Origin of the sequence: Streptococcus oralis, assembly GCF_003944215.1 — a bacterium.
GTDB classification, from domain to species: domain Bacteria; phylum Bacillota; class Bacilli; order Lactobacillales; family Streptococcaceae; genus Streptococcus; species Streptococcus oralis_BI.
Genome location: NZ_RJVZ01000010.1, coordinates 1 through 22,889 on the forward strand (window position 1 = coordinate 1; position 22,889 = coordinate 22,889).

A 22,889-nucleotide genomic window follows, 5' to 3' on the forward strand; every position below is an offset into this window, starting at 1 on the left:
TTAGTTGTCCTCTAATCTGACTTTCTAAGGTATGGCTAAATTCATATCCATATTCTGGATTGATGGTGATTTCGCCTTCCTCTTCAAGCTCTCTTGAATTAAAAGGTAGTGAAAACTTTAACTGTAATTCCTCATCGGGTTTGTCCCATACAGTGTCAGCATCATACATGTATATCCAAGGATTCATAAATCCGACCATTAAGAGTCCGCCCCTTTTCAATACTCGAGAGGCTTCTTTATACATGTTTTCTAAATCTTCTATATATACATTTGAAACTGGATTAAAAACAATATCAAAAGTTTCATCTTCAAATGGAAAAGGTTTTGTCATATCGCTTTGAACTGTATTGATTTTTAAGCCTTCTCTTTTTGCAACCATCTCATCTCTTTCTAATTGTGATTTAGAAAAATCCATTATGGTGACATCATAACCTTTTGCAGCAAAAACTGGACCCTGCTGTCCGCCTCCACAAGCTAAACCTAATATCTTTTTTCCCTTGGCTTTTTCAAACCATTCTGTTGGAACCTTTTCCCCAACAGTTAAGGCAACAGAAATTGGATGTTTTCTAACTTCTTCTAATTCTTCATGTGTCAACGGCTCAGTGTAGTCATTTTTTACATTATTCCATCTATCTTCATTTAATTTTATATAATTGTTCACCTTACCATCTCCTCGTAATTTTATAGTATTTTGATTTAAGGTGAATATGTTGCCATTGCATTTTTCTCACCTCTACAAATTCTAATTTGTCAATTTCTCATCCATCTCATTATATCATTTTTCCACATTTTCTCATTTACTCAAACTAAATATCAATTAAATTGATGATAGAATTGCTCTCGGCTTAACTTCTCATGCAAGGCGGTTATTTTCTCCTAGTTTCTCACGATTACCTCCTTTGGCTCAAATTTTTCAATAAAAAAAGAATTAAGGAAAACATTTTTCACTCAAGTAGTGATTAAGTGTTCTTCTTAATTCTATAGTTCCAAACTAGGATTGTTTTGTTTTGAAATGATAATAGGCTCCCAACATCCCTGCTGTATTTTGGTGATGGGCAAATTCCAATCGTGTTTTTTCAGCTAAGCTTGGTACCAAGGCCGCCTTCAAGGCTGTACGGATCTTCGGTTTGAGGATTGCCTCTTGCCCCATGATACCGCCACCGAGAATGACCACTTCTGGATTGGCCACATAGCAAATATTTGCCAGACCTTTTCCTAGATAGTCTACCATGCGGTCAATACCAGCCATACAGATCTTGTTCCCTTCAGTAGCTTCCTTGAAAATACGTCGGCCATTCCACTGATCAACTGAGTCACCATGAGCTGCTGCTACATACTCCACCAAGGCTGTGGTAGAGGCGAGGTCTTGGAAAGCTCCATCCTGCATATGCATATAACCGACTTCGCAGGCTGAGTTGCTAAATCCATGGAAGACTTTCCCATCCATAATCAAGCAACCACCGATACCTGTTCCAATGGTCAAGCAAAGTGTCACACTCGCTCCCTTTCCTGAACCAGATACTGCCTCAGCAAGACCTGCACAGTTGACATCATTTTCAATTTCGCAAGGAATCGAAAAGTTCGTCTCGATTTCCTTCTTGAACTGGGTTCCTGCGTAATTAGGAATTTGCGGGCCGGCATAGAAAATCTCACCCTTATCAGGATCCACCATTCCCGCTGAAGAAATGGCAACACCTGCTACTGGGCCTTTTTCTAAATAGCTGGCTACGATATCTTTGGTCTTTTGTAAGATATGAGGGCCGCCCTTATGCGCCTCTGTTGGCATTTCATGCGATTCAACAAGTTGGCCTTCTTGGTCAATCAAACCATATTTGATGTTGGTTCCACCAATATCAATTGCAACGTAGTGTGTCATAAATACCTCCTTATGGATTAGAGGAAGCGCTCCTTGGTTTCACGAATCAATTGCGCTGCTGCTTCTACAACTGGACGATCTTCTTCGATTACTGGCGTCAATGGTGAACGAACTGAACCAATGTTTAAACCTTCATTGATTTTCAATACTTCTTTGATGACACCGTACATATTTCCATGTGCAGCAGTGAGTTTGCCGATGATTGCGTTGATAGCGTATTGCAATTCACGCGCTGTTTCCAAGTCTTTTTCAGCAATCAACTCATTGAGTTTCAAGAAGAGTTCTGGCATAGCGCCATAAGTACCACCAATACCAGCTTTGGCACCCATGAGACGACCACCTAGGAACTGTTCATCTGGACCATTAAAGACGATATGGTCTTCCCCACCAAGGCTGACAAAAGTTTGGATATCTTGAACTGGCATAGAAGAGTTCTTAACACCGATAACACGTGGATTCTTCAACATTTCAGTGTAGAGACTTGGAGTCAAAGCAACACCTGCCAACTGAGGAATGTTGTAGATAACATAGTCTGTATTTGGTGCAGCAGCACTAATGTCATTCCAGTATTTGGCAACTGAGTATTCTGGCAAACGGAAGTAAATCGGTGGAATCGTCGCAATGGCATCTACACCCAAGCTTTCCGCGTGGCGAGCAAGTTCCATACTATCTTTGGTATTGTTGCAAGCAACATGAGCGATGATGGTCAATTTCCCTTTGGCAACTGCCATGACTTCTTCCAAGATCAATTTGCGGTCTGCCACACTTTGGTAGATACATTCGCCAGAAGAACCATTTACATAGAGACCTTGAACACCTTTATCAATGAAGTATTGAACCAAAGCACGCGTACGCTCTGGACTGACTTCTCCTTGATCATCATAACATGCGTAGAAGGCTGGAATGACACCTTCGTATTTTTTCAAATCTGACATAGATTTTCTCCTAAGATTTCTTTTTTCTGCTGAGAGCAGTTCTATTTTTTACAAGTTTAGTATACACCTTGTGAAAATCGCTTTCAATATCTTGTATACACTTAGATTTTAGTTTCTACTTGTATTTTAGAAACTGTAACGATTGAAAGTAGTTTCAGGAACAAGCCATCCTACTGGTATTTGGCAAAAATTTTCTCCATCAAACCTGCTTGGAGAAAGACTAGCAAACCAAAACCAAAGAGGATAAAAGCTGACCCACCCAAAAGGAGAGTGAATGCGGATAGATAAAGAACCATCACTATGAGAAAGAGAATGGCTAACATGAGGAAGAACCATGGAAAGTTAAAACTTGCCAAGATAAGCCCCTTTTGCAACACTTCTTTCCAAGACAAATCATAGCGCGCAGCGATGGGATAGCTAGCCAGCATCACGAGAGTGAGGAAGATGAGAATCCCTAAACAAATAGCTTTCACAATCTGAAAAGGCAAAGCTGTCTGTCCCCAGAAGAGATAGAGATCTAGAAGACTTAATGACACAATGCCCAACTCTAACAGACCTAACTGAAGCCCCAGTTTCAGATTTTGCTTGAAAGCTCTTAGATAAGTTCTAAAGACTGGTACCCGTCTGCTTCTCTTAATCTCAAACATGGTTTCATAGAGGCTGATTTTCGCCACTCCAATCGTCACGATGGGCAAACAAGAGACGACAAAAAGAAGGTTGACTGTCACGATATCCAAGACCTTCTCACTGAAACGCATGAGAAAATTATCTGTATCAAATGCTGCCTTGATAAGGCTTACTCCTTTTTGTGCCATGTTTGCTCCTCCTGATTCTTTTAATCAATCAAAATTTTAAAGAGATATTTGCGAACTTTTTCTTCCATCCCTGCGTAGCCATTTGGCTGGTGAGGTTCTCCTGGGAAGAAAATCGCAAAATTGTGATAGCCCAACAAGAGTGGGTAATGTTCATGACAATGGACAAAGCCAATGTCGCTCGCTTCTTCAAATGCTACTGCCTCGTCTTTGATACGTGAACCGTAGCTCGAATATTCGTGTCCTTCTACCAGCAAATGTAAGTCTGCATAGTTCTTATGGTGCTCAAATTGATCATTTTCAGCTTGATTGAGGACATTTTCCTGCACAACTAGAAAGACCTTGTCCCCGTCAATCTCATACTTACCGAGTTCGAAAGAATCCTTACGGTGCTGATAGAGATAGTCGATAGCCTTATCTAGATTGGGATGGATCCCCTTGTAAAAGGCTATGTTTTTCAAATCGTCAAAAATCATACTGTTTCCTTCGTTTCTGATAGTTACTAGTTTTCAGTTCCGAATTATCCTTCCTCTATTTCCCTGTAATAGTGCGGACGGAAGCAAATTCCTTCGGAATTTCATTCCTAATTTTTGAGCCTTTCACTCCTTCATCGTCAGTCTCAAAAATTCCGTCTAAGATAAGCGTAAGTTGCTTATCTTAGATACCACTAAAGCGGGAAATAGCCACCATAAAACGAACCTACTCTAACTAGTATCATGAAAAGAGTTTATTCTTAAGTTGATAAGTGTCTAACAAAACTTCACGAAGTAACTGCATACTCTCCATTTTGTAGACACTTATAACTCTATATTTCCATAGCATGTCAAGACCACTTCCGCAACCTTGATATACTAGTTTACTTTTCTTATCCCTTAACAGCTCCCATAGTGATACCCTGAGTGAAGGATTTTTGGAAGACAAGGAAGACGGTTACGATTGGCACTGCTGCGAGAGCTGCACCCGCCATGATCAAACCGTAGTTGGTTGCCATTTCGGCCTGCATGGTCGCAACCCCGAGTGAGATAGTCAAGTTTTGACGTGAAGTCAACATAACCAACTGCATAAAGTAGTCGTTCCAAGTATTGATGAAGGTAAAGATCGCAAGAGCTGCAAATCCTGGTTTTACAATTGGGAAGGCTACGCTCCAGAAGGTACGAATCTCACCACATCCGTCGATTTTAGCTGATTCAAGCAATTCTGTCGGGATATTTTCGCTGAATTGTTTCATAAGGAAGACCCCAAATGGCCATCCGATCAAAGGCAAGATAACTGCCCAGAGAGTATCGTGAATTCCCATGAAGTTGACGATACGTACCAATGGTACAAGGACAACTTGTTTTGGAAGTGCCATGGCAGCGATAAAGACTGCAAAGAGGATGCGTTGACCATAGAAACGTTTTTTAGCCAAGACATAACCTGCTAGAGAAGAGGTTGCACAAACTAGGAACATGGTTACCAGTGAGATAAATACAGAGTTCCACATCCACTGCATAGCAGGATTTTGCACCATGAGTTGTTGGAAGTTTTCCATGGTTGGCATTTTAGGGAACCACTGTGGCGGAATCATAATGGTATCAGGCTGTGATTTGAAGGCCCCTGTCAAAATCCAGTAGAATGGAAAGATGAACAGCACGGTCAACAAGAGCAAGATAATCGTTGAAATAACAGTGAAAGCTGTTAAGGGTTTCTTTTGTGTAGGTTGCATAACTGTCTCCTTTCTTTAGTATTCTACGTCGTTTCCGAGGATCTTGAATTGAGCAAAGCTGACAATGGCAATCATCACTGCCAAGAAGACACCGATAGTATTGGCATAGCCGTACTCTGTCAATTGGAAGGCTTTTTCGTAAAGGTAGTACATCAAGGTACTTGTTGAGTAGTTTGGACCACCAGAAGTCAAGAGCTGAATCAAAGCGAAACATTGGAATGAGTTGATGGTTGTGATGATCGCGATGTAAAGAGTTGTTGGAAGAAGGCTTGGCCATTTGATCTTCCAGAAGACTTGAAATTCAGTCGCACCGTCAACACGCGCCGCTTCAACAAGTGAGTTGTCAATATTCCCCATAGCAGCGATATAAAGGATAATCGGTTGACCAACAGATGTTGTCAAAAGGATAATCATAATCGCTAGCAAAGCCCAGTTTTTGTCACCCAGCCAAGAAATGTTTTGGCTGATGATATGGCTTGACTTAAGGACAAAGTTTAGAATCCCTGATAGGGGGTCATAGATCCATTTCCATACAACCGTTACGGCCACACTACCTGTAACTACAGGAAGGAAGAAGACGAAACGATAGAAAGAACGGGCAATCGCATTTTGATGATAGGTTTGAGATGCTACAAAGAGCGAGAAGAGAACCACAATCGGTACTGATCCAATAACTAGGATAACGGTATTGATCAAAGACTTGGTAAAGACAGGGTCTTTAAACATGCGAATGTAGTTATCCAAACCAACAAACTCAAAGCTGGTCATGGAGTAGTTAAAGAAGCTTGTAATGAATCCCATAATCATGGGAGCCAAGACAAAGATAACAAAGAAGAACAATACTGGTGCTAGGAAAGCGTAGGAAATCACTGTTTCCCGCATACGAATTTTATTGACTTTCACAGTCGGCACCTCTCTTTCAAATAGAATAGTTTTTGATTTTCTTAAACTGTTTTAAAACCAAAATGAAATTTTTTAAGATTCGCTTATGTAAGAACTTCATTTTAATTTCGTGACAGTTCCTACCATTTCAAACAAAAGTCCCCCTTTTCTTACACCATAGTGCACAGGGAAAAGGGGGGAATCAATCTGACTTAGTGCTTATTGTTTTGTAGCTTTTTTGATTGTTTCGTTAGCTTTTTCAGTGAAGGCTTTCAAAGCATCCGCTGGTTTTTCGTCACCATTTGATACAGATTGCAACATTGGGAACCAAAGTGTTCTCATTTCAGCAAATCCGTTGATTGTGTTGTAGTATGGTGAGTAGTATTTAGTCCAGCTGCTGATTGTTTCCATACGTTTGTCATCATAAAGTTTGCCAAATGATGTACGAACTGGGAAGGCACCTGTACGAACAACGTCTTTAGGACCCCATTCTTTGTCATCTGCGATGAATTGAACGAATTTCTTAGCTGCTGCGACTTTCTTGTCGTCTTTGTTGTTGAATACTGCAAATCCGTTTACAAGATATTCAAGAGATGGTTTACCAGAGTCTGATGGGAATGGTACTTCTACCACATCTACCTTACTTGCTTCCAAGAGTTTAGCTTGGATACCGTTTTGAGCTGGTGCCCAAAGGATTGTGTATGAAGTTTGACCGTTCGCAAAGTTTTGGATGTCTGCTCCACCGTCAAATTGTGAACCATTGTTCAACAAACCGTCTTTGATCCAGCTAGCAGCTTTTTCAAGACCTTTGACGAATTTAGGATCGTCTGTTGTGTATTTGGTTACGTCTTTATCTGTTACAGAACCGCCATAAAGGTTTGCAATGAAGGCACGTGTTCCTTGGTCTCCCCCTTGACCAGAACTGAACAATGAACCTGGTGTATACCCTTTATCTTTAAGCGCTTTCAAAACTTTTTCAAAGTCATCAGTTGTCCAACCTTCTTTTACAAGGTTTGCAACTCCAGCATCTTCCAACATTTTCTTGTTCATTGCCATGTAGAATGGAGCTGAACTGATTGGATACATGTAAGCTTTGTCTCCAGCCTTACTTGCTTGTACGATGTTTTCGTTGTTCACATCTTTGACAAATTCGTCTGTGAAGAGGTCGTTCAACTCAGCCAATTTACCGTTTTTACCGTATTGGATGATCCGTCCTGGTGCGTCAAAGAGTACGTCTGGCGCTGTTCCTGCTTCGATGGCTGTTGTGATCTTTTCAGGACCTGACTTGAAGTCGATGGTTTCCAATTTCACTTTTACATCTGGATTTGCTTTTTCAAAAGCTTCGATGATTGATTTTTCATAAGTTCCAACACCGTCACCAGTTTTTTCTTGTGTGAAGACTGGGAATGCCCACCAAGTGATTTCTGTTTTTCCGCTATCGCTTCCTGATTTTCCAGCATCTTTACTTCCACCAGAGTTACCACAAGCAGCAAGGCCAAGAATCGCAGCACTCGCAAGTACTGTACAAGCTAGTTTTCTAAATTTCATTTGTATTCTCCTAATTGATAAGCGTGTCCATATTGGATAGTGAGTAAGCTTCTGTTTGTATACGTTTTCATTTCATCCGACGCATCGACCACTCTCCTCTGTTTTGAGATTGTATTATTTAAGACCGGCAACAAAGCGTTCCGTAATCTCTTTTGGTCTAGTAATAGCTCCACCAACAACGATACCTCGCACCCCATACTCAAGGATTTGCTTAGCTTGTTCTGGTGTATGAATTTTTCCTTCAGCGATGACATCCACACCGGCATCGCAGAGTTTTTTGATCAGTTCAAAGTCTGGACCATCTACCTTAGGACTATAAGAGGTATAACCTGATAGGGTTGTTCCAACAAAATCAATCCCTGCTTCGACTGCTGCTAGCCCTTCTTCAAAAGTACTGGTATCAGCCATTAAGAGTTGATGAGGATATTTTTCTTTGACTTGTCGGATAAAGTCCTGAATTTCCAAACCGTCGTAACGTTCACGTTTGGTACAATCCAGAGCAATGACCTCAATGTCTAGTTCAGCCAATTCATCAACTTCTTTCATAGTAGCTGTAATGAATGGCTCCTGTGGCGGATAGTCACGTTTGATAATCCCGATAATCGGGAGTTTCGTAACCTCCTTGATCTCCTTGATATCACGAACACTGTTTGCTCGGATACCGACTGCTCCACCTTGCTCAGCCGCTTTGACTAGCAAGGGGATAACCCCTCCCGCTTCTGTATAAAGCGGTTCATGAGGAAGTGCCTGGCAAGAGACAATGATTCCATCTTTGATCTGTTCAATCAAGGCTTCTTTGCTAATCTGTGGCATCCTCTTTCCTCCCTTTCTTGTTCTTATGGGCTTATTATATATCATTTGTTAAGCGTTTTCAATAGTTTGTAGTGGAATAGATTTCAGTTTCAAAACTATTTTATAGAACAGACTATCCTGAAAGTAGTTTCAGACATCTTATAATTTCTTATTAGCACACCTTGAACCGAAAGAAAAAGATAGCAGGCTGAAAAACCTACTATCTCCTTCTAATTTTACAAAGCCAAATGATTAAAATTATTTTCTTATTTTTTTCTCTTTTCCCCCATTGCAAACAAGCCAAGGAAGAAAGCTGTTAGTCCTAGTGAGGCAAGGAGTCCACTCTCCTTATTCCCTGTATCAGGAAGTTTCTGCTGAGCAAGAGGAGCTTTGTAAGTATAATCTTCTGCAGCAAGAGTTACAAGCGAATTAGCACCCTTATATTCTGCAATTTCATGTACAGCTGCATTGGCTGCATTCACGCCACCTGTGTACTCTGGAAGTTCATGGACAGCTGCCTCAACAGCATTAACTCCGCCTGTAAATTCTGGCTTATCTACTTTTGGTGCTGCTTCTTCGCCTACTGTTGCCAAAGGACCTGTGTACTCTGGGACTTCATGAACTGCAGCCTCAACAGCATTCACACCGCCTGTAAATTCTGGTTTTTCAACTGTTGGTGCTGGTTCCTCACCTGCTGTCCCTAGTGGGCCTGTATATTCTGGCTTCTCTACTGTTGGAGCTGGCTCTCCGTCAGCTGTCCCTAGTGGGCCTGTATATTCTGGCTTTTCAACTGTCGGAGCTGCCTCTTCGCCAGCTGTCCCTAGTGGGCCTGTATATTCTGGCTTCTCTACTGTCGGGGCTGGCTCTTCGCCGGATGTCCCTAATGGGCCTGTATATTCTGGCTTCTCTACTGTCGGGGCTGGCTCTTCGCCGGATGTCCCTAATGGGCCTGTGTACTCCGGCACTTCATGAACAGCAGCTTCACTTCCGTTCATTCCATTCGAAAGCTTAGCCCCAGCCACAGAGACTGGTAAATTATGCATACTTTCAATTGCACCTTCTGCCAGACCTGTAACTTTTTGCCCCATATCCTCTGAATCCACCGTAAATAGGAGGGTCTTTTTATCATACTGGGTCATGAAGCGTGCTGTTTTACCATTTGCCAATTGAAGGGTCGGTGCTTTGTTGACCAATACTTCCGAATCAAATTCCATCGCAAGAATACCTGGCCATTTTTCAATCGCGTATTTCACTTTTGCTTCTTTAGGAGAAATCCAATCCTTGGTCAAGAAATCCCAGTTGAATTTCTTATAGGATAAAGTATAATCGTTTTGATTGCCATCCGCATGCTCATAAAGCAAACCATATTCGCCATTTCCAAGATCTTGGAGCGAGTTGTAAGCAAACTTACCACTTTGTATAGGATTGTGTTTCAGCCATGTCAACTCACCATTCTCCTCAACACGAGCCAGGTGAACCAAACCATTATTGCGTCCAGGACCACCAGCATTGCTGAGTAGAATGTATTCCTTTCCTTCATGCATGGTGTGAATAGCGGACATTTGAACATAAACGTCTTTTACTTGAGGATAACGTTTGATTTCCTTATCCCACGTTGCTCCCCCATCATGACTGGTCGCAACCTGAAGATCACCAGTCAACCCACGCATAAAGAGCTTGAGATCCCCATTATTCAACTGAACAACAGTCGACTCCGTATTTTGGGCACCTGGATTATTCATGGTTGAAGAGTGAATGGTTTGGTTGCCTACTGGACGGTTATCATTAACTGCTTCCCCTGCTTGCCATGTTTCACCATGATCATCCGAGTAAATTACACGAGATGATTGAGAACCACTTAGGTAGGAAACGTTGTTTGTTGTATAAACTGGAATCACCAGTCTTCCCTTATGAGGTCCTGTACGCAAGGCAATCCCCGTACCAGGTCCAGTTCCTAGGAAGTGCATCCAATCTTTCCGAATCCCATGAGTAATATCTTTTGGTGCAGACCAAGTCTTCCCATCGTCATCACTGTAGGACATCCATAGGTAGTTGGTATTGGAAACTCTAAAAATATTCTTCTCGCTATACTCAAAATAAATATTTCCGATTAGCTCATTCCCTTTATACAAATCCCCCTTATCGCTGTAGGCTGGTTTTTTAGGGTCAACGACGACGCGATAATCTGTCTTTCTATTTTGAGGGTCGAAAACCTCTCCGTTTTCTCGAATCGTATAGCGACCTGATTCTCCTTGCTTATATAAAACTTGATAAACTTTATCTCCCACTTGTTCATAAGCTTTCGGAGCTTGTCCCGGCAATGAAAATACTGCCTTACTTTCAAGGAACATGTCATAAATTGCAAAAATTCTCTTTGTTTCAGGGTCTTGCACCAAGGCCATATCAATATTAACTGGAGATGGCCAATCTGCATGTTTAGCGTGCTCATTGTCACGAGGATTTGAGATTACAATTCGATCTCCCCATGTTTTTCCATTATCTGAGCTACGACGAACAACCATCCCAATATCTCCCCAGTCAGAATGGTGCAAACGTCTTTCATCCGTTCCAGCAATCAGTGTTCCTTTATCTGTCTTGAGAAGAGCTGGGATACGATAACTCTTGATACCATCTTTATTTGGTTGATTATTCCTACCACCTTCAAAGACATCTTCTTTCTCAGTGACTTTTGCTCCCTCAGGAAGTTTCTGTTCCAATTCACCTCTTTCAAATAATTGACTTCGTGTTTGAACTTCATCTGGGCTTAAAGCACGATCGTAAACAGTTAGGTTTCGTACTTGTAAGTTTGATGCCCAAACTGTTTTATTGCCCCGTTTGGTTGCTCCAAGTTGAGCTTGATTAACATCTGGCATATCTTTAATGAAGTTACCAGATTTGAGACTTGTTCGAGATAAGACACCGTTCACATAGAGACGAACTCGACCATGAGGTAACTCTGCTGTCGGTTGTTCGACAGTAAAGGTCACAGAATTCCATTGTCCAGGACGAACTTTCAAAGGAGCATCTGTATACTTATCATAGAACTGCTCCCCGTTAGCGCCACGCCCTTCAATAAGAGCTGTATTATCAAGGACCGACATAGTAAAGTACTCATTTTCCTTGGTGTCACTGGATACCGAGAAGAGATTGTAAAAGCGTGGAGCTGATGCATCTGGTTTGAACTCCATGTGAACTGTAGCATTTTGAAGTTTCTTTAGTTTGTCTAGTTCACTTGATAAATCGACTCTCTGACCATTTGCCGCATTGGTTTCAACATCTTCTTTTTCAAGGACAGGATTAGCATTTTTTAAATCTCTTGAATAATAATCACGAGGAATAGCATTCTCATCTGCTGATTCTTCCTCTTCTTTTAAAGTTGTTTCCGTTGCATTTTCTGTCTTTTCTTCTACTTGCTTCTTGAGCTTATCTTGATCAAGTTCAGTCCCAACTACATTCTTATCAGCATCGGATGCATTTGCTACTACAGCTTCTTTGGGCATCTCTTCTGATGATTGGTCTTTGCCTTTTTCCACATTTTCAGTACTTGGCGCTACTACATTTCCCTGTTCTTGGGCTAAAACTGGCGAAACTCCAAATACAACTGTACCAATTAGTACAGAAGCTGTTCCAACTGCAAATTTTCTAATGCCATATCGTCGTTTTCGATCAAAATCCCTATACTTCATATTTTACCTTTCATATTCTCTGTAAATAAAGCGCTTTCTTTTTTTCTTAAAATTTTTAGTGCCTCCAACTAAACAAGTAAAAAGAAAGTAACCGACTGAATGAGACCTCCCATTCTTCAAACGTCCACTGCTCTTACTCTCTGACCAAACAGCGGAAAGTTTCCTCCTTTCGCACAATGTCTTCCCCTTATTATACAATAAACTTTGAACTTTATAGCTAAATTGATATAGAATAGATTCTACTTTTAAAACTATTTTAATGTTTCAAGTTTCCTGAAAGTACTTTTCGATTTTGGAAAACAAAAAGGGAGCTCAAGGCTCTCTTAAACTTATTATTTTACATAGGAAAAAGGAATCTCACTACCACAGAGCCAATTGTAGACTTGGTCATTAACAAAAACATTCATGGCTTCGTGGGCATACTCAGGCATGATGCGATAGGACTTGTCGCAGGTCAGACGGTTGTAAATCGCAAACTGGGTAATGGGATAGCAAACATCGTCATCCAAGCCCGTAATCATCTTGACCTCTCCTTTGATACGATGGGCAAGATTCTTCACATCGATATAGGCAAGAGTCGCCATGATTTCCTCCTCTGTTTCATGGAAGGGATCGTGGAACTTGAAATAACGGAAGAGTTCGTCATAGGCTTCACTGGTATTACCAATCTCAAGCACTCGTCTAAAGTCAGACAAGAAGGGATAGATGGCAACTGTTCGCTGAATCCGAGGATTGAGCGCTGCTGCAACCAAGGCTAAAGCCCCTCCTTGTGAGGCACCATAACTTGAAAGTCGCTTCTCATCTACCTGAGGTAGACTCGCAATAATTTCGATCAACTGGTAAATATCCAGATAAACATCCTTATAAAAGAGATGATTCCGACCTTCCACAGCACCACGGATGATATGCCCCTTCACCGTATTTCCTAGTGGAGAGCGCAAACCATCTTGTGAATAGCCCGACTGGCCTCGAACATCCATAGAAACAACACCGTACCCAGCCACAGTATAGGCCAGCATGTCAGTCCAATCCCAACCACGTCCCATGTATCCATGGAAATGGAAAATTAGCGGAACTTTCCCTTCACTTTTTGGAAGGACGACCCGTGCATAGACCTTACCTGCATTCGTTCCTTCAAAAGTGAGCTCATAGCATTTGACTTGGGGAATATGGAAATCTCTTTCCTCTAACTGGTAGGCAGTAAGAGATGAAACTTTTTTGAGTTCCTCATCCCAGAAAGCATCAAAGTCTTCTGGAACCTCATCCCGTCCTCTATAAGTCTTGATTTCTTCTAGTAAAGCTGGATTTTTCATAGCATACTCCTTTTGTTTTGTAATCGCTATCACAACTGTAGCATATCTAGGAAAGCAATGCAAGAAAGAACGGTAAACAGAAAGTGAATTTAGATTCTCTTTCCTCAAACCTATCGTCTGAAAGTAGTTTTAAAACAAAAAGAGCGTTTCCGCTCTTTGTTTATCAATAAGTGCTAGCTCCTTTCTCTTGTTTGACGGTTTGGAATTTCTTTTGGTAGGTTACTTTAATAGTCATGTGAGAGTCCTCTTTTCTTTTTGATGACTCTAGTATAAAACCCAAACCTAAAAGCTAGCTTATAAATTTCTTAGAAAAAGCTTAATCCAGATGTTCTCTTTTTTCTAGGTGGAGAGCGATCATATGCCATTCTGGATCCTCTTTCCAACCTTCCATAGAACTAATGTAGCTGGCAACTTTTCTGGCTTCTTCTAAAATCGGAAAGTCTTCGATAATATCAGCCACTTGGAACTCTGGTAACCCAGACTGTCTGGTTCCAAAAATCTCACCAGAACCGCGCATTTTCAAATCTTCCTCCGCAAGGACAAAACCATTAGTCGTTTCTGTCATGATGCGCATACGGTCTTTCCCTGACTCAGTCTTGGGATTAGCCACAAGAACAGCATAGGACTGCTTGTCACCCCGACCCACACGACCTCTGAGCTGGTGAAGCTGACTGAGACCGAACCGGTCGGCATCCATGATAATCATGACGGTCGCATTGGGAACATTAACCCCAACCTCAATAACCGTTGTCGAAACCAGAATATCCGTTTTTCGCTCTTTGAACTCTTGCATGATCTGGTCTTTTTCGTCACTCTTCATCTTACCATGTAAAAGAGCCACTTCTGCCTTGCCAGCAAAATGAGCTGTCAACTCTTCTGATAAGGCAATGGCATTTTTCAGATCCAGAGCTTCAGATTCTTCAATCAAAGGAGAGATGACGTAGGCTTGAGAACCCTTTTGAATTTCTCCCTCTAACCAAGTCAGCACCTGAGGTAGTTGCTCATGTTTGATCCAACGTGTCACAATGGGTTTCCGACCCGCTGGCATCTGGTCGATAATGGACACATCCATATCACCAAAGGCTGTGATAGCCAGCGTTCTTGGTATCGGCGTCGCTGTCATCATGAGAACGTCTGGGTTGTCCCCTTTTTCCCGTAAAATACGCCTTTGCCCTACGCCAAAACGGTGCTGCTCATCGATGATAATCAAACCAAGACGTGCATAATCAACCCCATCTTGTATCAGAGCATGAGTCCCGATAATCAAATCGGCCTCACCCTTTGCTATGGTCTCCAAGATATCTCTTTTTTCTGCAGCTTTTAAGGAACCTGTCAAGAGAGCGAGTTTCAAGTCTGGAAAAAGACTCTGTAGACTTTCAAAATGTTGTTCAGCAAGGATTTCGGTCGGTACCATGAGGGCAGCCTGGTACCCAGCCGTCACCGCCGCAAACATAGCCAAGCCAGCGACCACCGTTTTTCCGCTCCCTACATCCCCTTGTAGGAGGCGATTCATGTGGTGGTCCGACTTCATGTCGGTCAATATTTCCCACAAACTCTTTTCCTGAGCTGAGGTCAGAGCAAAAGGCAGATTTTCTTTGACAGCCGTTACTTTTTCCTGAGACCAGTTCAGAACCAGACCGCTTCCCTGAACTCTATTTTCAGACTTGAGCGTCTGCAACTGCATTTGGAAGTAAAAGAGTTCCTCAAACTTGATCCGACGAAGTGCCTGCTTGTATTCTGCTAGATCCTTAGGAAAATGCATGGCACGAACGGCCTGACAACGGGACATGAGTTTGTATTTGTCCAGCAAAGACTGGGGAAGATTTTCCTCTATCAAGAGGTCCAACCCCTGATCAAAGGCTGTCTTAATGACCTTGACCAGCCCTGACTGACTGATTCCCTGAGCCAGACGATAGACAGGCTGGAGGTCATCTTCCACCTGAGCTAGAACCTTCATCCCAGTAAGACTAGCCTTGGCACGATCCCATTTCCCAAAAACGGCAAGGGTTGCTCCCAACTCTATCTTATCAGCCAGATAGGACTGGTTAAAGAAATTCACCGCAAAAACGACTTCTCCCTGCTTGAGACTAAAACGCAGGCGATTGCGCTTGAAACCATAATACTGGACACTGGCAGGAGTGACTACCTGACCAGACAGAACCGCCTTCTCCCCATCTTCCAATTCCAATACCTGCTTGGTCTTGAAGTCTTCGTAACGGAAAGGAAAGTAGAGCAAGAGGTCTTGCAAGTTTTCAATTCCTAGTTTGGCGTATTTCTCGGCTGACTTTGGTCCCACACCAGGCAAGACATGCAAGGGTTGATGTAGATTCATGCTCCACTCCTTTCTTTTTTTAATAATATTCTCTCGGAATACGATCGCTGAGGAGGCAAACCACCTCATAGTTAATGGTTCCGCGGTAGATAGCTACCTGAGTTGCTGTGATTTCCTTGCCACCGTTTGTGCCGATTAGGGTTACTTTTGTTCCTAGTGGGTAAACCTTAGGCAGCCGAATAGTGATTTGATCCATAGATACTCGTCCGACGATTGGGCAAGCTTGTCCATCTACCAAGACAGTGAAATTTTGCATATCTCGTGTCCAGCCATCCGCATAGCCGATTGGCACGGTCGCGATGACTTGCTCGCTATCCGCCTGATAGGTGGCTCCATAGCCCATGCAAGCTCCAGCTGGAACTGTCTTGACATGAACCAGAGCAGACTCCAAGGTCAAGGCTGGAGTCAAGTCATAAGGCAAGTCCAAAACTTCTCCACTTGGATTGAGACCATACATGGAATCTCCCATACGAACCGCATTGAAAATAGTCTCTGCATGCCAGAGGGTCGTTGCTGAGTTGCTGGCATGAACCAGCTCTGGAACTTCCTTCATACTTGCCAAAATAGCTTTAAAGCATTCTAACTGCTGATTAAAGTAGGTATCTGATTCCTCATCTGCAGTCGCAAAGTGGGTAAAAATTCCTTCAACGCGAGCACCCTTTTTCTTGAGCAAGTCTTGAGCCAGATCAGCTTCACTGGCCTCTCTAAAACCAATCCGTCCCATTCCTGAATCAATCTTGAGGTGAATCGTTAAGCCTGCTAGGTCTGCCTCCCTAGATAAGAGTGTTTGAATCCACTCCAATCCTGCCACTGTCAAGGTGATGTCGTATTCTTTAGCTAGAGCAACAGCTTCTAGCTCAGAAACTCCTAAAATGAGGATTTTCTTACTAAGTCCAGCCTGACGAAGTTCGATGGCTTCATCAATATTGGAAACGCAAAATCCATCAACATCATCCTGAATAGCCTTGGAAACGGCAACAGCCCCATGACCATAAGCATTGGCCTTGACCACTGCCCACTTGAGCGTTCCTTCAGGGATATGAGCCCCCATTTGCTGGATATTTTGTCGAATGGCTCCCAGATATATCAGAGCCTTGGTTGGTCTATGTGGACTAGCTTTCATGATTTTCCTCCAAAATGACACTGGCTGTCACAAACTGATCTGTATGGCTGATGGATAGCCAAATCTTTCCTAAAAATGGTGACTGACTAAAATAAGGTGCCCCAATTTCATTGTTCAAAACTTCCAAATCCTGAAAGGTCAGTTTACCAATACCAGTTCCCATAGCCTTGGAAAAGGCCTCCTTAGCTGACCAGCGACCTGCCAAGTATTCGATCTGTCTACGCCCTTTGAGACTGGCAAAACGCTCCATTTCTTTAGGGGTCAGCACGCGCTTGGCAAAGCCCTCACGTCGTGTAACTGCATTTTCTATCGAAGCCAATTCTTCGATGTCAATTCCGTGTCCAACTATCATTCTCATCAAAAGGAGTTGAGATTCCCCAACTCCATCCTTTTCACTTATTTTGTCAAGGTAGCATAGATTTCTTCTACCAAAGCCTCTGTATTTTCCCAACCTAGACAAGGGTCAGTTATGGAGCAACCAAAGACCTCTGGTTGATTTTGGCGACCGTCTGCTAGGTAAGATTCGATCATAAAGCCTCGAACCGTCTTTTTGATTTTCTCATTCCAGTCACGATTCAGCAAGGCTTGACGAATAATGCGAATTTGTTCCATATACTGCTTGCCTGAATTGTCATGATTGGTATCGATGATAATAAAGGGATTTTCAAGTCCCATGGTCTCATAGCTATTGATGGCATTTAAGAGGGTTTCATAGTAGAAATTGGGTTCATTTTTACCATATTCGTTCATGGCACCACGAAGAATAACGTGGGCCAAAGGATTTCCTGAAGTTTCCACTTCTTGGCCATGGTAAAGGAAGGTTTGCTTATTTTGAGCCGCATAGATGGCATTAAACATGACCCCGAGATTTCCAGATGTTGGATTTTTCATCCCAACTGGAGCATCAATCCCAGAGGCTACAAAGCGGTGTTCCTGGTCTTCCACTGAGCGAGCCCCTACAGCATGGTAGCTGACCAGGTCATCAACCAAAACGAGATTTGACGGATAAAGCATCTCATCAGCTGTTGTCAAGCCCGTTTCGGTAATCACACGGTAGTGAAGCTGACGAACAGCTTGCAAACCATTGATGAGACTAGGCGCTTCGCTGGTATTTGGCTGATGGATCATGCCCTTATAGCCATCTCCATTGGTACGAGGTTTAGCCGTATAGACACGCATCACGATAAAGATTTTATCCGCAACTTTTTTCTGCAAGTCTGCTAAGCAACGAGCATATTCAAGCACTGCTTCTTCATTGTCCGAAGAGCAAGGCCCCATCACCAAAAGGATTCGGTCATCCTCGCCTGAGATGATGGCTGCCAGCTCTCTATCGCGGGCTTCTTTTTTTCGCAAGGCTTCAGGTGACAACTGGGTCGCAGCCTTGATTGCTTCAATATCAATTTCTTGACCTTTTTCGATAAATGCCATCTTATTCTCCTAGCGTTTGGTAGATTTCGCGAACAAGTGCTTCAGTATTGTTCCAGCCGAGACACGGATCTGTAATGGACTTACCAAAAACTTCTGGCTCATTTTGACGTCCATCTTCTAGATAGGACTCAATCATAAAACCACGAACGTATTTCTTGATCTTCTCATTCCAGTCACGGTTAATCAAGGTCTGACGAACGATACGGATTTGATCCATGTACTGCTTGCCCGAATTGTCATGATTGGTATCGATGATGATAAAGGGATTTTCCAAGCTCATCTTTTCATACTGGGCAATGGTATCCATCAAATTGTCATAGTAGTAGTTAGGAATATTTTTCCCATATTCATTCAAGGCACCGCGAAGAATGGCGTGGGACAATGGATTCCCCGTTGTTTCCACCTCTTTACCGAGGAAAAGGAAACTCTGTTTATTTTGCGCTGCATAAATCCCGTTAAACATAACATTGAGATTTCCAGATGTTGGATTTTTAAAACCTGTCGAAAACCCTGCTCCACTCGCTACAAAACGGTGTTGCTGGTCCTCAACTGAACGAGCCCCAACAGCCATATAAGAAATCAAATCATCCACTAGCGGAAGATTTTCAGGATAAAGCATCTCATCAGCTGTTGTCATGCCTGTCTCCGTAATCACACGGTAGTGTAGCTGGCGAACAGCCTTAATCCCATTGATCAAGCTAGGAGCTTCTGTCGCATTTGGTTGATGAATCAAGCCCTTATAGCCATCTCCATTGGTACGAGGTTTAGCCGTATAGACACGCATGACCATAAAAATACGGTCTTTGACCTCTTCTTGCAAAGCAGATAGACGCTTGGCATACTCGAGAACCGCCTCTTCATTATCAGATGAACACGGTCCAATCACCAAGAGAATACGCTGGTCTTCCCCACGGATGATGGCTTCCAATTCCTGATCACGTTGATTTTTTCTCGCAAGAGCCGCTCCCTCTAATTTAGACAAGGCGCGAACTTCTTCAATGTTAATTTTAGGACTTTTAGCTGTAAATACCATGATTCATCTCCTTATAAAGCAAACGGACACCAAGTAAAAATGTATTTTCACCAGGTATCCGCCTGTATCTTATCTCATATTATTGTCTCTTACCATGACAGTTCTTGAATTTCTTACCTGATCCACATGGGCATTGATCGTTTCGTCCAATTTGGCTCAAGTCCACATCTGCTGGAAGATGAGTCTGCTGCGCTGCGATATTACGAGTCGCAGTTGTACTGATATTGTGTTCAGTTTGAGGACGTTCTTGTTCATGGATTTGTGCTTTCATCATCAAGCGGGTTACATCGAACTCAATCGATCCGATCATGTCGTTAAACATGCGGAAACCTTCTGCTTGATATTCTACAACCGGGTTGTTTTGAGCATATCCACGAAGACCAACAGCATTTCGCAACTGGTCAAGAGCATCGATATGGTCTGTCCACTTGTTGTCTACAACACGTAGAATCAGAACCTTTTGGAACTCTTTCACTGCATCTTCATCACGAAGTTTAGCAACTTGGCTATCATAAACCTTCAATGCACGTTGATACAGTTCATCTTTGATGGCTTGATCTGACAAGCCTGCAAGATCTGAACGGCTGATTGAATCTTCTGGAAGCAAGTTGTACTTAGCAAAGTTCAAGATTGCTTCTAGTTTTTCATCTTCCTTAGAACGAGCATGCGCATCTACGATTCGTCCAATGGTACGACGAATCATAGCATGGATCTCAGGTGCCAAGTCACGATCTGCCGTGATGACATCATAACGTTGTGCATAGATGATTTCACGTTGTTCACGCATAACATCGTCGTATTGAAGAACTTGTTTACGGGTATCATAGTTGTTTCCTTCGACACGTTTTTGAGCTGCTTCAACCTGACGCGTTAACATACGAGATTCGATGGCTTCATCAGACATATTGAGACGTTCAAAGATACCTTTCAAACGTTCTGAACCGAAACGTTTCATCAAATCATCTTCAAGAGACAAGTAGAATTGTGACTCACCTGGGTCTCCTTGACGTCCTGAACGTCCACGAAGCTGATTATCAATACGGCGACTTTCGTGGCGTTCTGTACCAATGACGCAAAGTCCACCAAGTTCACGAACCCCTTCACCAAGCTTGATGTCAGTACCACGACCGGCCATATTGGTAGCGATGGTAACTGCACCACGTTGACCAGCATTCATGATGATTTGCGCTTCTCTGTAGTGGTTTTTCGCATTCAAGACTTCGTGAGGAACACCTGCTTCGACCAATTTCTTAGAAAGAAAATCACTGGTTTCAACGGCAACCGTACCTACCAAGACTGGCTGACCTTTTTGATAACGTGCCTTCACATCTTCAACTACAGCCTTGAATTTTGCATCAAGACTTGCATAGAGAAGGTCTGAGTGGTCGATACGTTGGATTGGACGGTTGGTTGGGATTGGGATGACACGAATGTTGTAGATTTCGCGGAATTCTTCTTCTTCTGTTTTACCAGTACCCGTCATACCTGCCAATTTCTTATACATACGGAAGAGGTTTTGGTAGGTAATAGAAGCTGAAGTCTTGGTTTCATCTTGGATTGGCACACCTTCCTTGGCTTCAATCGCTTGGTGCAAGCCGTCAGAGTAACGACGACCTTCCATGGTACGACCTGTAAATTGATCGACAATCAGGATTTCCTGCTCTTCGCTAACCACATAGTCAATATCGAGAATCATAATGTAGTTGGCACGGAGGGCATTGTCGATAAAGTGAGTAAGAGCCACATTTTCAATATCGTAGAGATTTTCCAGTTTGAAGTAGGCTTCAGCCTTGTCAATCCCTGAATCAGACAAACCAATAGTCTTAGACTGGATGTCAATGATATAGTCATCTTTGTCCAAAGATTTGACAAAGTGATCCGCCATATGATACAGCTGACTAGTTTCCACAGCATTGGCCCCTGAAACGATTAAAGGAGTACGAGCCTCATCAATCAAGATCGAGTCAACCTCATCGACCAAGGCATAGTTGAGCGGACGCTGTACCATGTTCTCTGCCCGAACAACCATGTTGTCACGAAGGTAGTCGAAACCAATTTCTGAGTTAGTCGAATAGGTAATATCACAGAGATAGGCTTCTTTCTTCTCCATTGGTGACTTCGCAGCCAAGTTAATCCCTACTGATAAACCAAGCCATGAGTACAATTCACCCATCTCAGTCGCATCACGTTCGGTTAGATACTCGTTGACCGTTACTACGTGAACCCCTTCACCTGCAAGGGCATTGAGGTATACAGGCATGGTCGCAGTCAAGGTTTTCCCTTCACCAGTACGCATTTCTGGCACATCTCCATGGTGGAGGACAATCCCACCCATGACCTGCACTTTATATGGGAAAAGTCCAAGAACACGCTTGGCAGCTTCACGTACTACCGCAAAAGCCTCATAGAGCAATGAATCCAGCGATTCACCCTTGTTGTAACGTTCCTTAAATTCATCTGTTTTTGCTTTTAGCTGGTCATCCGTCAAGGCTGCCATCTGATCTTCATATTTGAGAACCTTGTCTGCCATCTTTTCCAGACGACGAAGTTCTCCTTTATCATTTTCGATAATCGTTTTTAAAATATTAGCCATTATTTTCCTTACTTTAGATTCTGAATATTTTAGAATGTTCTTTTAATTCTAGCACATTTGCTCTTAATTTTCAAGAAAGAATCCGCGTTTCAACAGGGAAAAGAGGCTAACTTCTAGGTCAGTCTCTTAGCTTTTTATGGACTACATTTCACACAAATATTTAATTGCCAAGCAGAGCTGGCAAAATTCCAAAAATCAGGAAAAGATTGATCCAGAAGGCCATACAAAAGATCACTCCAAAGAGGAAGAGACTCATCCTTTTAGTCAGCGCCGAGAAAAGGATTGCCAATACACCAAGGAAAACAAAGAGCTTTTTCATGATGAAGAAATAAACCGAAACTCCTCCTATTTGCAAATCCCATGGAAGACACAAGACCAGCAGCCACAACAAGCAAATCGTAAGAATGTAGGTTTTATAGTATTGATGAATGAACTGCTTTATTTTGAACATCGGAACCTCCTCTAAACTTTAGCTATTGATGGATGTCCTCGTTTTGTTCTCTTGTTTCAGCTTGAACATTCTCTTTAAACAGGCATATATTTTCCAGTCATTCACTAGAGATAAAAAAACCAAAAAAACCCAAATCCCCCACCTTGTTAGATCCGTAGAATTTTTCAAGACAAAATTGAAAATTAAAAATGAAAAAATTGTAAAAGCGATACTAAACAAAGCCCACAAAGGGAGATAAATCCAATAAAAGTAATAGAAAAACACAAAATATTTACTGTCTTTATCCGCCTTCTCAATCCAATGGAAAAAATAAAAGTAAGGTGACAAAACCAATAGCTGCAATAATCTTTCCATCATGGCTTCCTCCAAGACTATTTTTA

The 22,889-nt window shown here is 42.4% G+C and carries 19 protein-coding genes; all 19 read right to left on the reverse strand.

The window, feature by feature from the left end; genetic code table 11:
• On the reverse strand, positions 1-661 hold a 661-nt coding region (locus D8804_RS06615), incomplete at its 3' end, for a class I SAM-dependent methyltransferase (protein WP_142999711.1).
• 330 nt (positions 662-991) lie between these two features.
• Positions 992-1,876 carry an ROK family protein gene (locus tag D8804_RS06620; RefSeq protein ID WP_000150242.1) on the reverse strand — a complete coding sequence of 295 codons (885 nt, stop codon included), beginning with the start codon at positions 1,874-1,876 and terminating at the stop codon, positions 992-994.
• Between the two features lie 17 nt (positions 1,877-1,893).
• A complete protein-coding gene (locus D8804_RS06625; protein ID WP_125399233.1) occupies positions 1,894-2,811 on the reverse strand; it encodes a dihydrodipicolinate synthase family protein in 918 nt (305 codons plus the stop codon).
• Between the two features lie 170 nt (positions 2,812-2,981).
• The gene (locus tag D8804_RS06630) at positions 2,982-3,626 is read right to left on the reverse strand and encodes a YesL family protein (protein WP_044020393.1); all 645 of its coding nucleotides are present in this window, start codon (positions 3,624-3,626) and stop codon (positions 2,982-2,984) included.
• Between the two features lie 20 nt (positions 3,627-3,646).
• On the reverse strand, positions 3,647-4,099 hold the full coding sequence (locus D8804_RS06635; RefSeq protein ID WP_125399234.1) for a NanQ anomerase/TabA/YiaL family protein: 453 nt from the start codon (positions 4,097-4,099) through the stop codon (positions 3,647-3,649).
• 389 nt (positions 4,100-4,488) lie between these two features.
• On the reverse strand, positions 4,489-5,328 hold the full coding sequence (locus tag D8804_RS06640; protein WP_001183243.1) for a carbohydrate ABC transporter permease: 840 nt from the start codon (positions 5,326-5,328) through the stop codon (positions 4,489-4,491).
• 15 nt (positions 5,329-5,343) lie between these two features.
• Positions 5,344-6,210: a carbohydrate ABC transporter permease gene (locus tag D8804_RS06645; RefSeq protein ID WP_001209417.1), complete on the reverse strand. Its 867-nt coding sequence runs from the start codon at positions 6,208-6,210 to the stop codon at positions 5,344-5,346.
• 219 nt (positions 6,211-6,429) lie between these two features.
• Positions 6,430-7,758: an ABC transporter substrate-binding protein gene (locus D8804_RS06650; protein WP_125399235.1), complete on the reverse strand. Its 1,329-nt coding sequence runs from the start codon at positions 7,756-7,758 to the stop codon at positions 6,430-6,432.
• 114 nt (positions 7,759-7,872) lie between these two features.
• Entirely contained in the window at positions 7,873-8,571 is a 699-nt protein-coding gene (locus D8804_RS06655) for an N-acetylmannosamine-6-phosphate 2-epimerase (RefSeq protein WP_125399236.1), read from the reverse strand.
• 245 nt (positions 8,572-8,816) lie between these two features.
• Positions 8,817-12,236 carry an SIALI-17 repeat-containing surface protein gene (locus D8804_RS06660; protein WP_125399237.1) on the reverse strand — a complete coding sequence of 1,140 codons (3,420 nt, stop codon included), beginning with the start codon at positions 12,234-12,236 and terminating at the stop codon, positions 8,817-8,819.
• A gap of 332 nt (positions 12,237-12,568) precedes the next feature.
• Positions 12,569-13,549, reverse strand: a complete 981-nt coding sequence (locus D8804_RS06665) for an acetylxylan esterase (protein WP_125399238.1) — start codon at positions 13,547-13,549, stop codon at positions 12,569-12,571.
• A 316-nt stretch (positions 13,550-13,865) separates the two neighbouring features.
• Positions 13,866-15,950, reverse strand: coding sequence for an ATP-dependent DNA helicase RecG (recG, locus tag D8804_RS06675; RefSeq protein ID WP_260472344.1), 2,085 nt, complete (start codon positions 15,948-15,950; stop codon positions 13,866-13,868).
• The gene (alr, locus tag D8804_RS06680; RefSeq protein ID WP_125399241.1) at positions 15,901-17,004 is read right to left on the reverse strand and encodes an alanine racemase; all 1,104 of its coding nucleotides are present in this window, start codon (positions 17,002-17,004) and stop codon (positions 15,901-15,903) included. The genes recG and alr overlap by 50 nt, the downstream gene beginning before the upstream one ends.
• Entirely contained in the window at positions 16,994-17,356 is a 363-nt protein-coding gene (gene acpS / locus D8804_RS06685) for a holo-ACP synthase (protein WP_125399242.1), read from the reverse strand. Before acpS ends, alr begins: the two co-directional genes overlap by 11 nt.
• A gap of 44 nt (positions 17,357-17,400) precedes the next feature.
• Positions 17,401-18,432, reverse strand: a complete 1,032-nt coding sequence (locus tag D8804_RS06690) for a 3-deoxy-7-phosphoheptulonate synthase (protein ID WP_125399243.1) — start codon at positions 18,430-18,432, stop codon at positions 17,401-17,403.
• Position 18,433: 1 nt separating this feature from the next.
• Positions 18,434-19,465 carry a 3-deoxy-7-phosphoheptulonate synthase gene (locus tag D8804_RS06695; protein WP_125399244.1) on the reverse strand — a complete coding sequence of 344 codons (1,032 nt, stop codon included), beginning with the start codon at positions 19,463-19,465 and terminating at the stop codon, positions 18,434-18,436.
• A 79-nt stretch (positions 19,466-19,544) separates the two neighbouring features.
• Positions 19,545-22,058 carry a preprotein translocase subunit SecA gene (gene secA, locus D8804_RS06700; RefSeq protein WP_125399245.1) on the reverse strand — a complete coding sequence of 838 codons (2,514 nt, stop codon included), beginning with the start codon at positions 22,056-22,058 and terminating at the stop codon, positions 19,545-19,547.
• 160 nt (positions 22,059-22,218) lie between these two features.
• Positions 22,219-22,509, reverse strand: coding sequence for a hypothetical protein (locus D8804_RS10275; RefSeq protein ID WP_125399246.1), 291 nt, complete (start codon positions 22,507-22,509; stop codon positions 22,219-22,221).
• Between the two features lie 18 nt (positions 22,510-22,527).
• Positions 22,528-22,866, reverse strand: coding sequence for a hypothetical protein (locus D8804_RS10280; protein ID WP_125399247.1), 339 nt, complete (start codon positions 22,864-22,866; stop codon positions 22,528-22,530).
• Between the last annotated feature and the right edge of the window lie 23 nt (positions 22,867-22,889).

Excerpts from the sequence above, each read along its gene's own strand:
- D8804_RS06620 (WP_000150242.1), bottom strand. The coding sequence starts at position 1,876 with ATGACACACTACGTTGCAATTGATATTGGTGGAACCAACATCAAATAT.
- D8804_RS06625 (WP_125399233.1), bottom strand. The coding sequence starts at position 2,811 with ATGTCAGATTTGAAAAAATACGAAGGTGTCATTCCAGCCTTCTACGCA.
- D8804_RS06630 (WP_044020393.1), bottom strand. The coding sequence starts at position 3,626 with ATGGCACAAAAAGGAGTAAGCCTTATCAAGGCAGCATTTGATACAGAT.
- D8804_RS06635 (WP_125399234.1), bottom strand. The coding sequence starts at position 4,099 with ATGATTTTTGACGATTTGAAAAACATAGCCTTTTACAAGGGGATCCAT.
- D8804_RS06640 (WP_001183243.1), bottom strand. The coding sequence starts at position 5,328 with ATGCAACCTACACAAAAGAAACCCTTAACAGCTTTCACTGTTATTTCA.
- D8804_RS06645 (WP_001209417.1), bottom strand. The coding sequence starts at position 6,210 with ATGCGGGAAACAGTGATTTCCTACGCTTTCCTAGCACCAGTATTGTTC.
- D8804_RS06650 (WP_125399235.1), bottom strand. The coding sequence starts at position 7,758 with ATGAAATTTAGAAAACTAGCTTGTACAGTACTTGCGAGTGCTGCGATT.
- D8804_RS06655 (WP_125399236.1), bottom strand. The coding sequence starts at position 8,571 with ATGCCACAGATTAGCAAAGAAGCCTTGATTGAACAGATCAAAGATGGA.
- D8804_RS06660 (WP_125399237.1), bottom strand. The coding sequence starts at position 12,236 with ATGAAGTATAGGGATTTTGATCGAAAACGACGATATGGCATTAGAAAA.
- D8804_RS06665 (WP_125399238.1), bottom strand. The coding sequence starts at position 13,549 with ATGAAAAATCCAGCTTTACTAGAAGAAATCAAGACTTATAGAGGACGG.
- recG (WP_260472344.1), bottom strand. The coding sequence starts at position 15,950 with ATGAGGTGGTTTGCCTCCTCAGCGATCGTATTCCGAGAGAATATTATT.
- alr (WP_125399241.1), bottom strand. The coding sequence starts at position 17,004 with ATGAAAGCTAGTCCACATAGACCAACCAAGGCTCTGATATATCTGGGA.
- acpS (WP_125399242.1), bottom strand. The coding sequence starts at position 17,356 with ATGATAGTTGGACACGGAATTGACATCGAAGAATTGGCTTCGATAGAA.
- D8804_RS06690 (WP_125399243.1), bottom strand. The coding sequence starts at position 18,432 with ATGGCATTTATCGAAAAAGGTCAAGAAATTGATATTGAAGCAATCAAG.
- D8804_RS06695 (WP_125399244.1), bottom strand. The coding sequence starts at position 19,465 with ATGGTATTTACAGCTAAAAGTCCTAAAATTAACATTGAAGAAGTTCGC.
- secA (WP_125399245.1), bottom strand. The coding sequence starts at position 22,058 with ATGGCTAATATTTTAAAAACGATTATCGAAAATGATAAAGGAGAACTT.
- D8804_RS10275 (WP_125399246.1), bottom strand. The coding sequence starts at position 22,509 with ATGTTCAAAATAAAGCAGTTCATTCATCAATACTATAAAACCTACATT.
- D8804_RS10280 (WP_125399247.1), bottom strand. The coding sequence starts at position 22,866 with ATGATGGAAAGATTATTGCAGCTATTGGTTTTGTCACCTTACTTTTAT.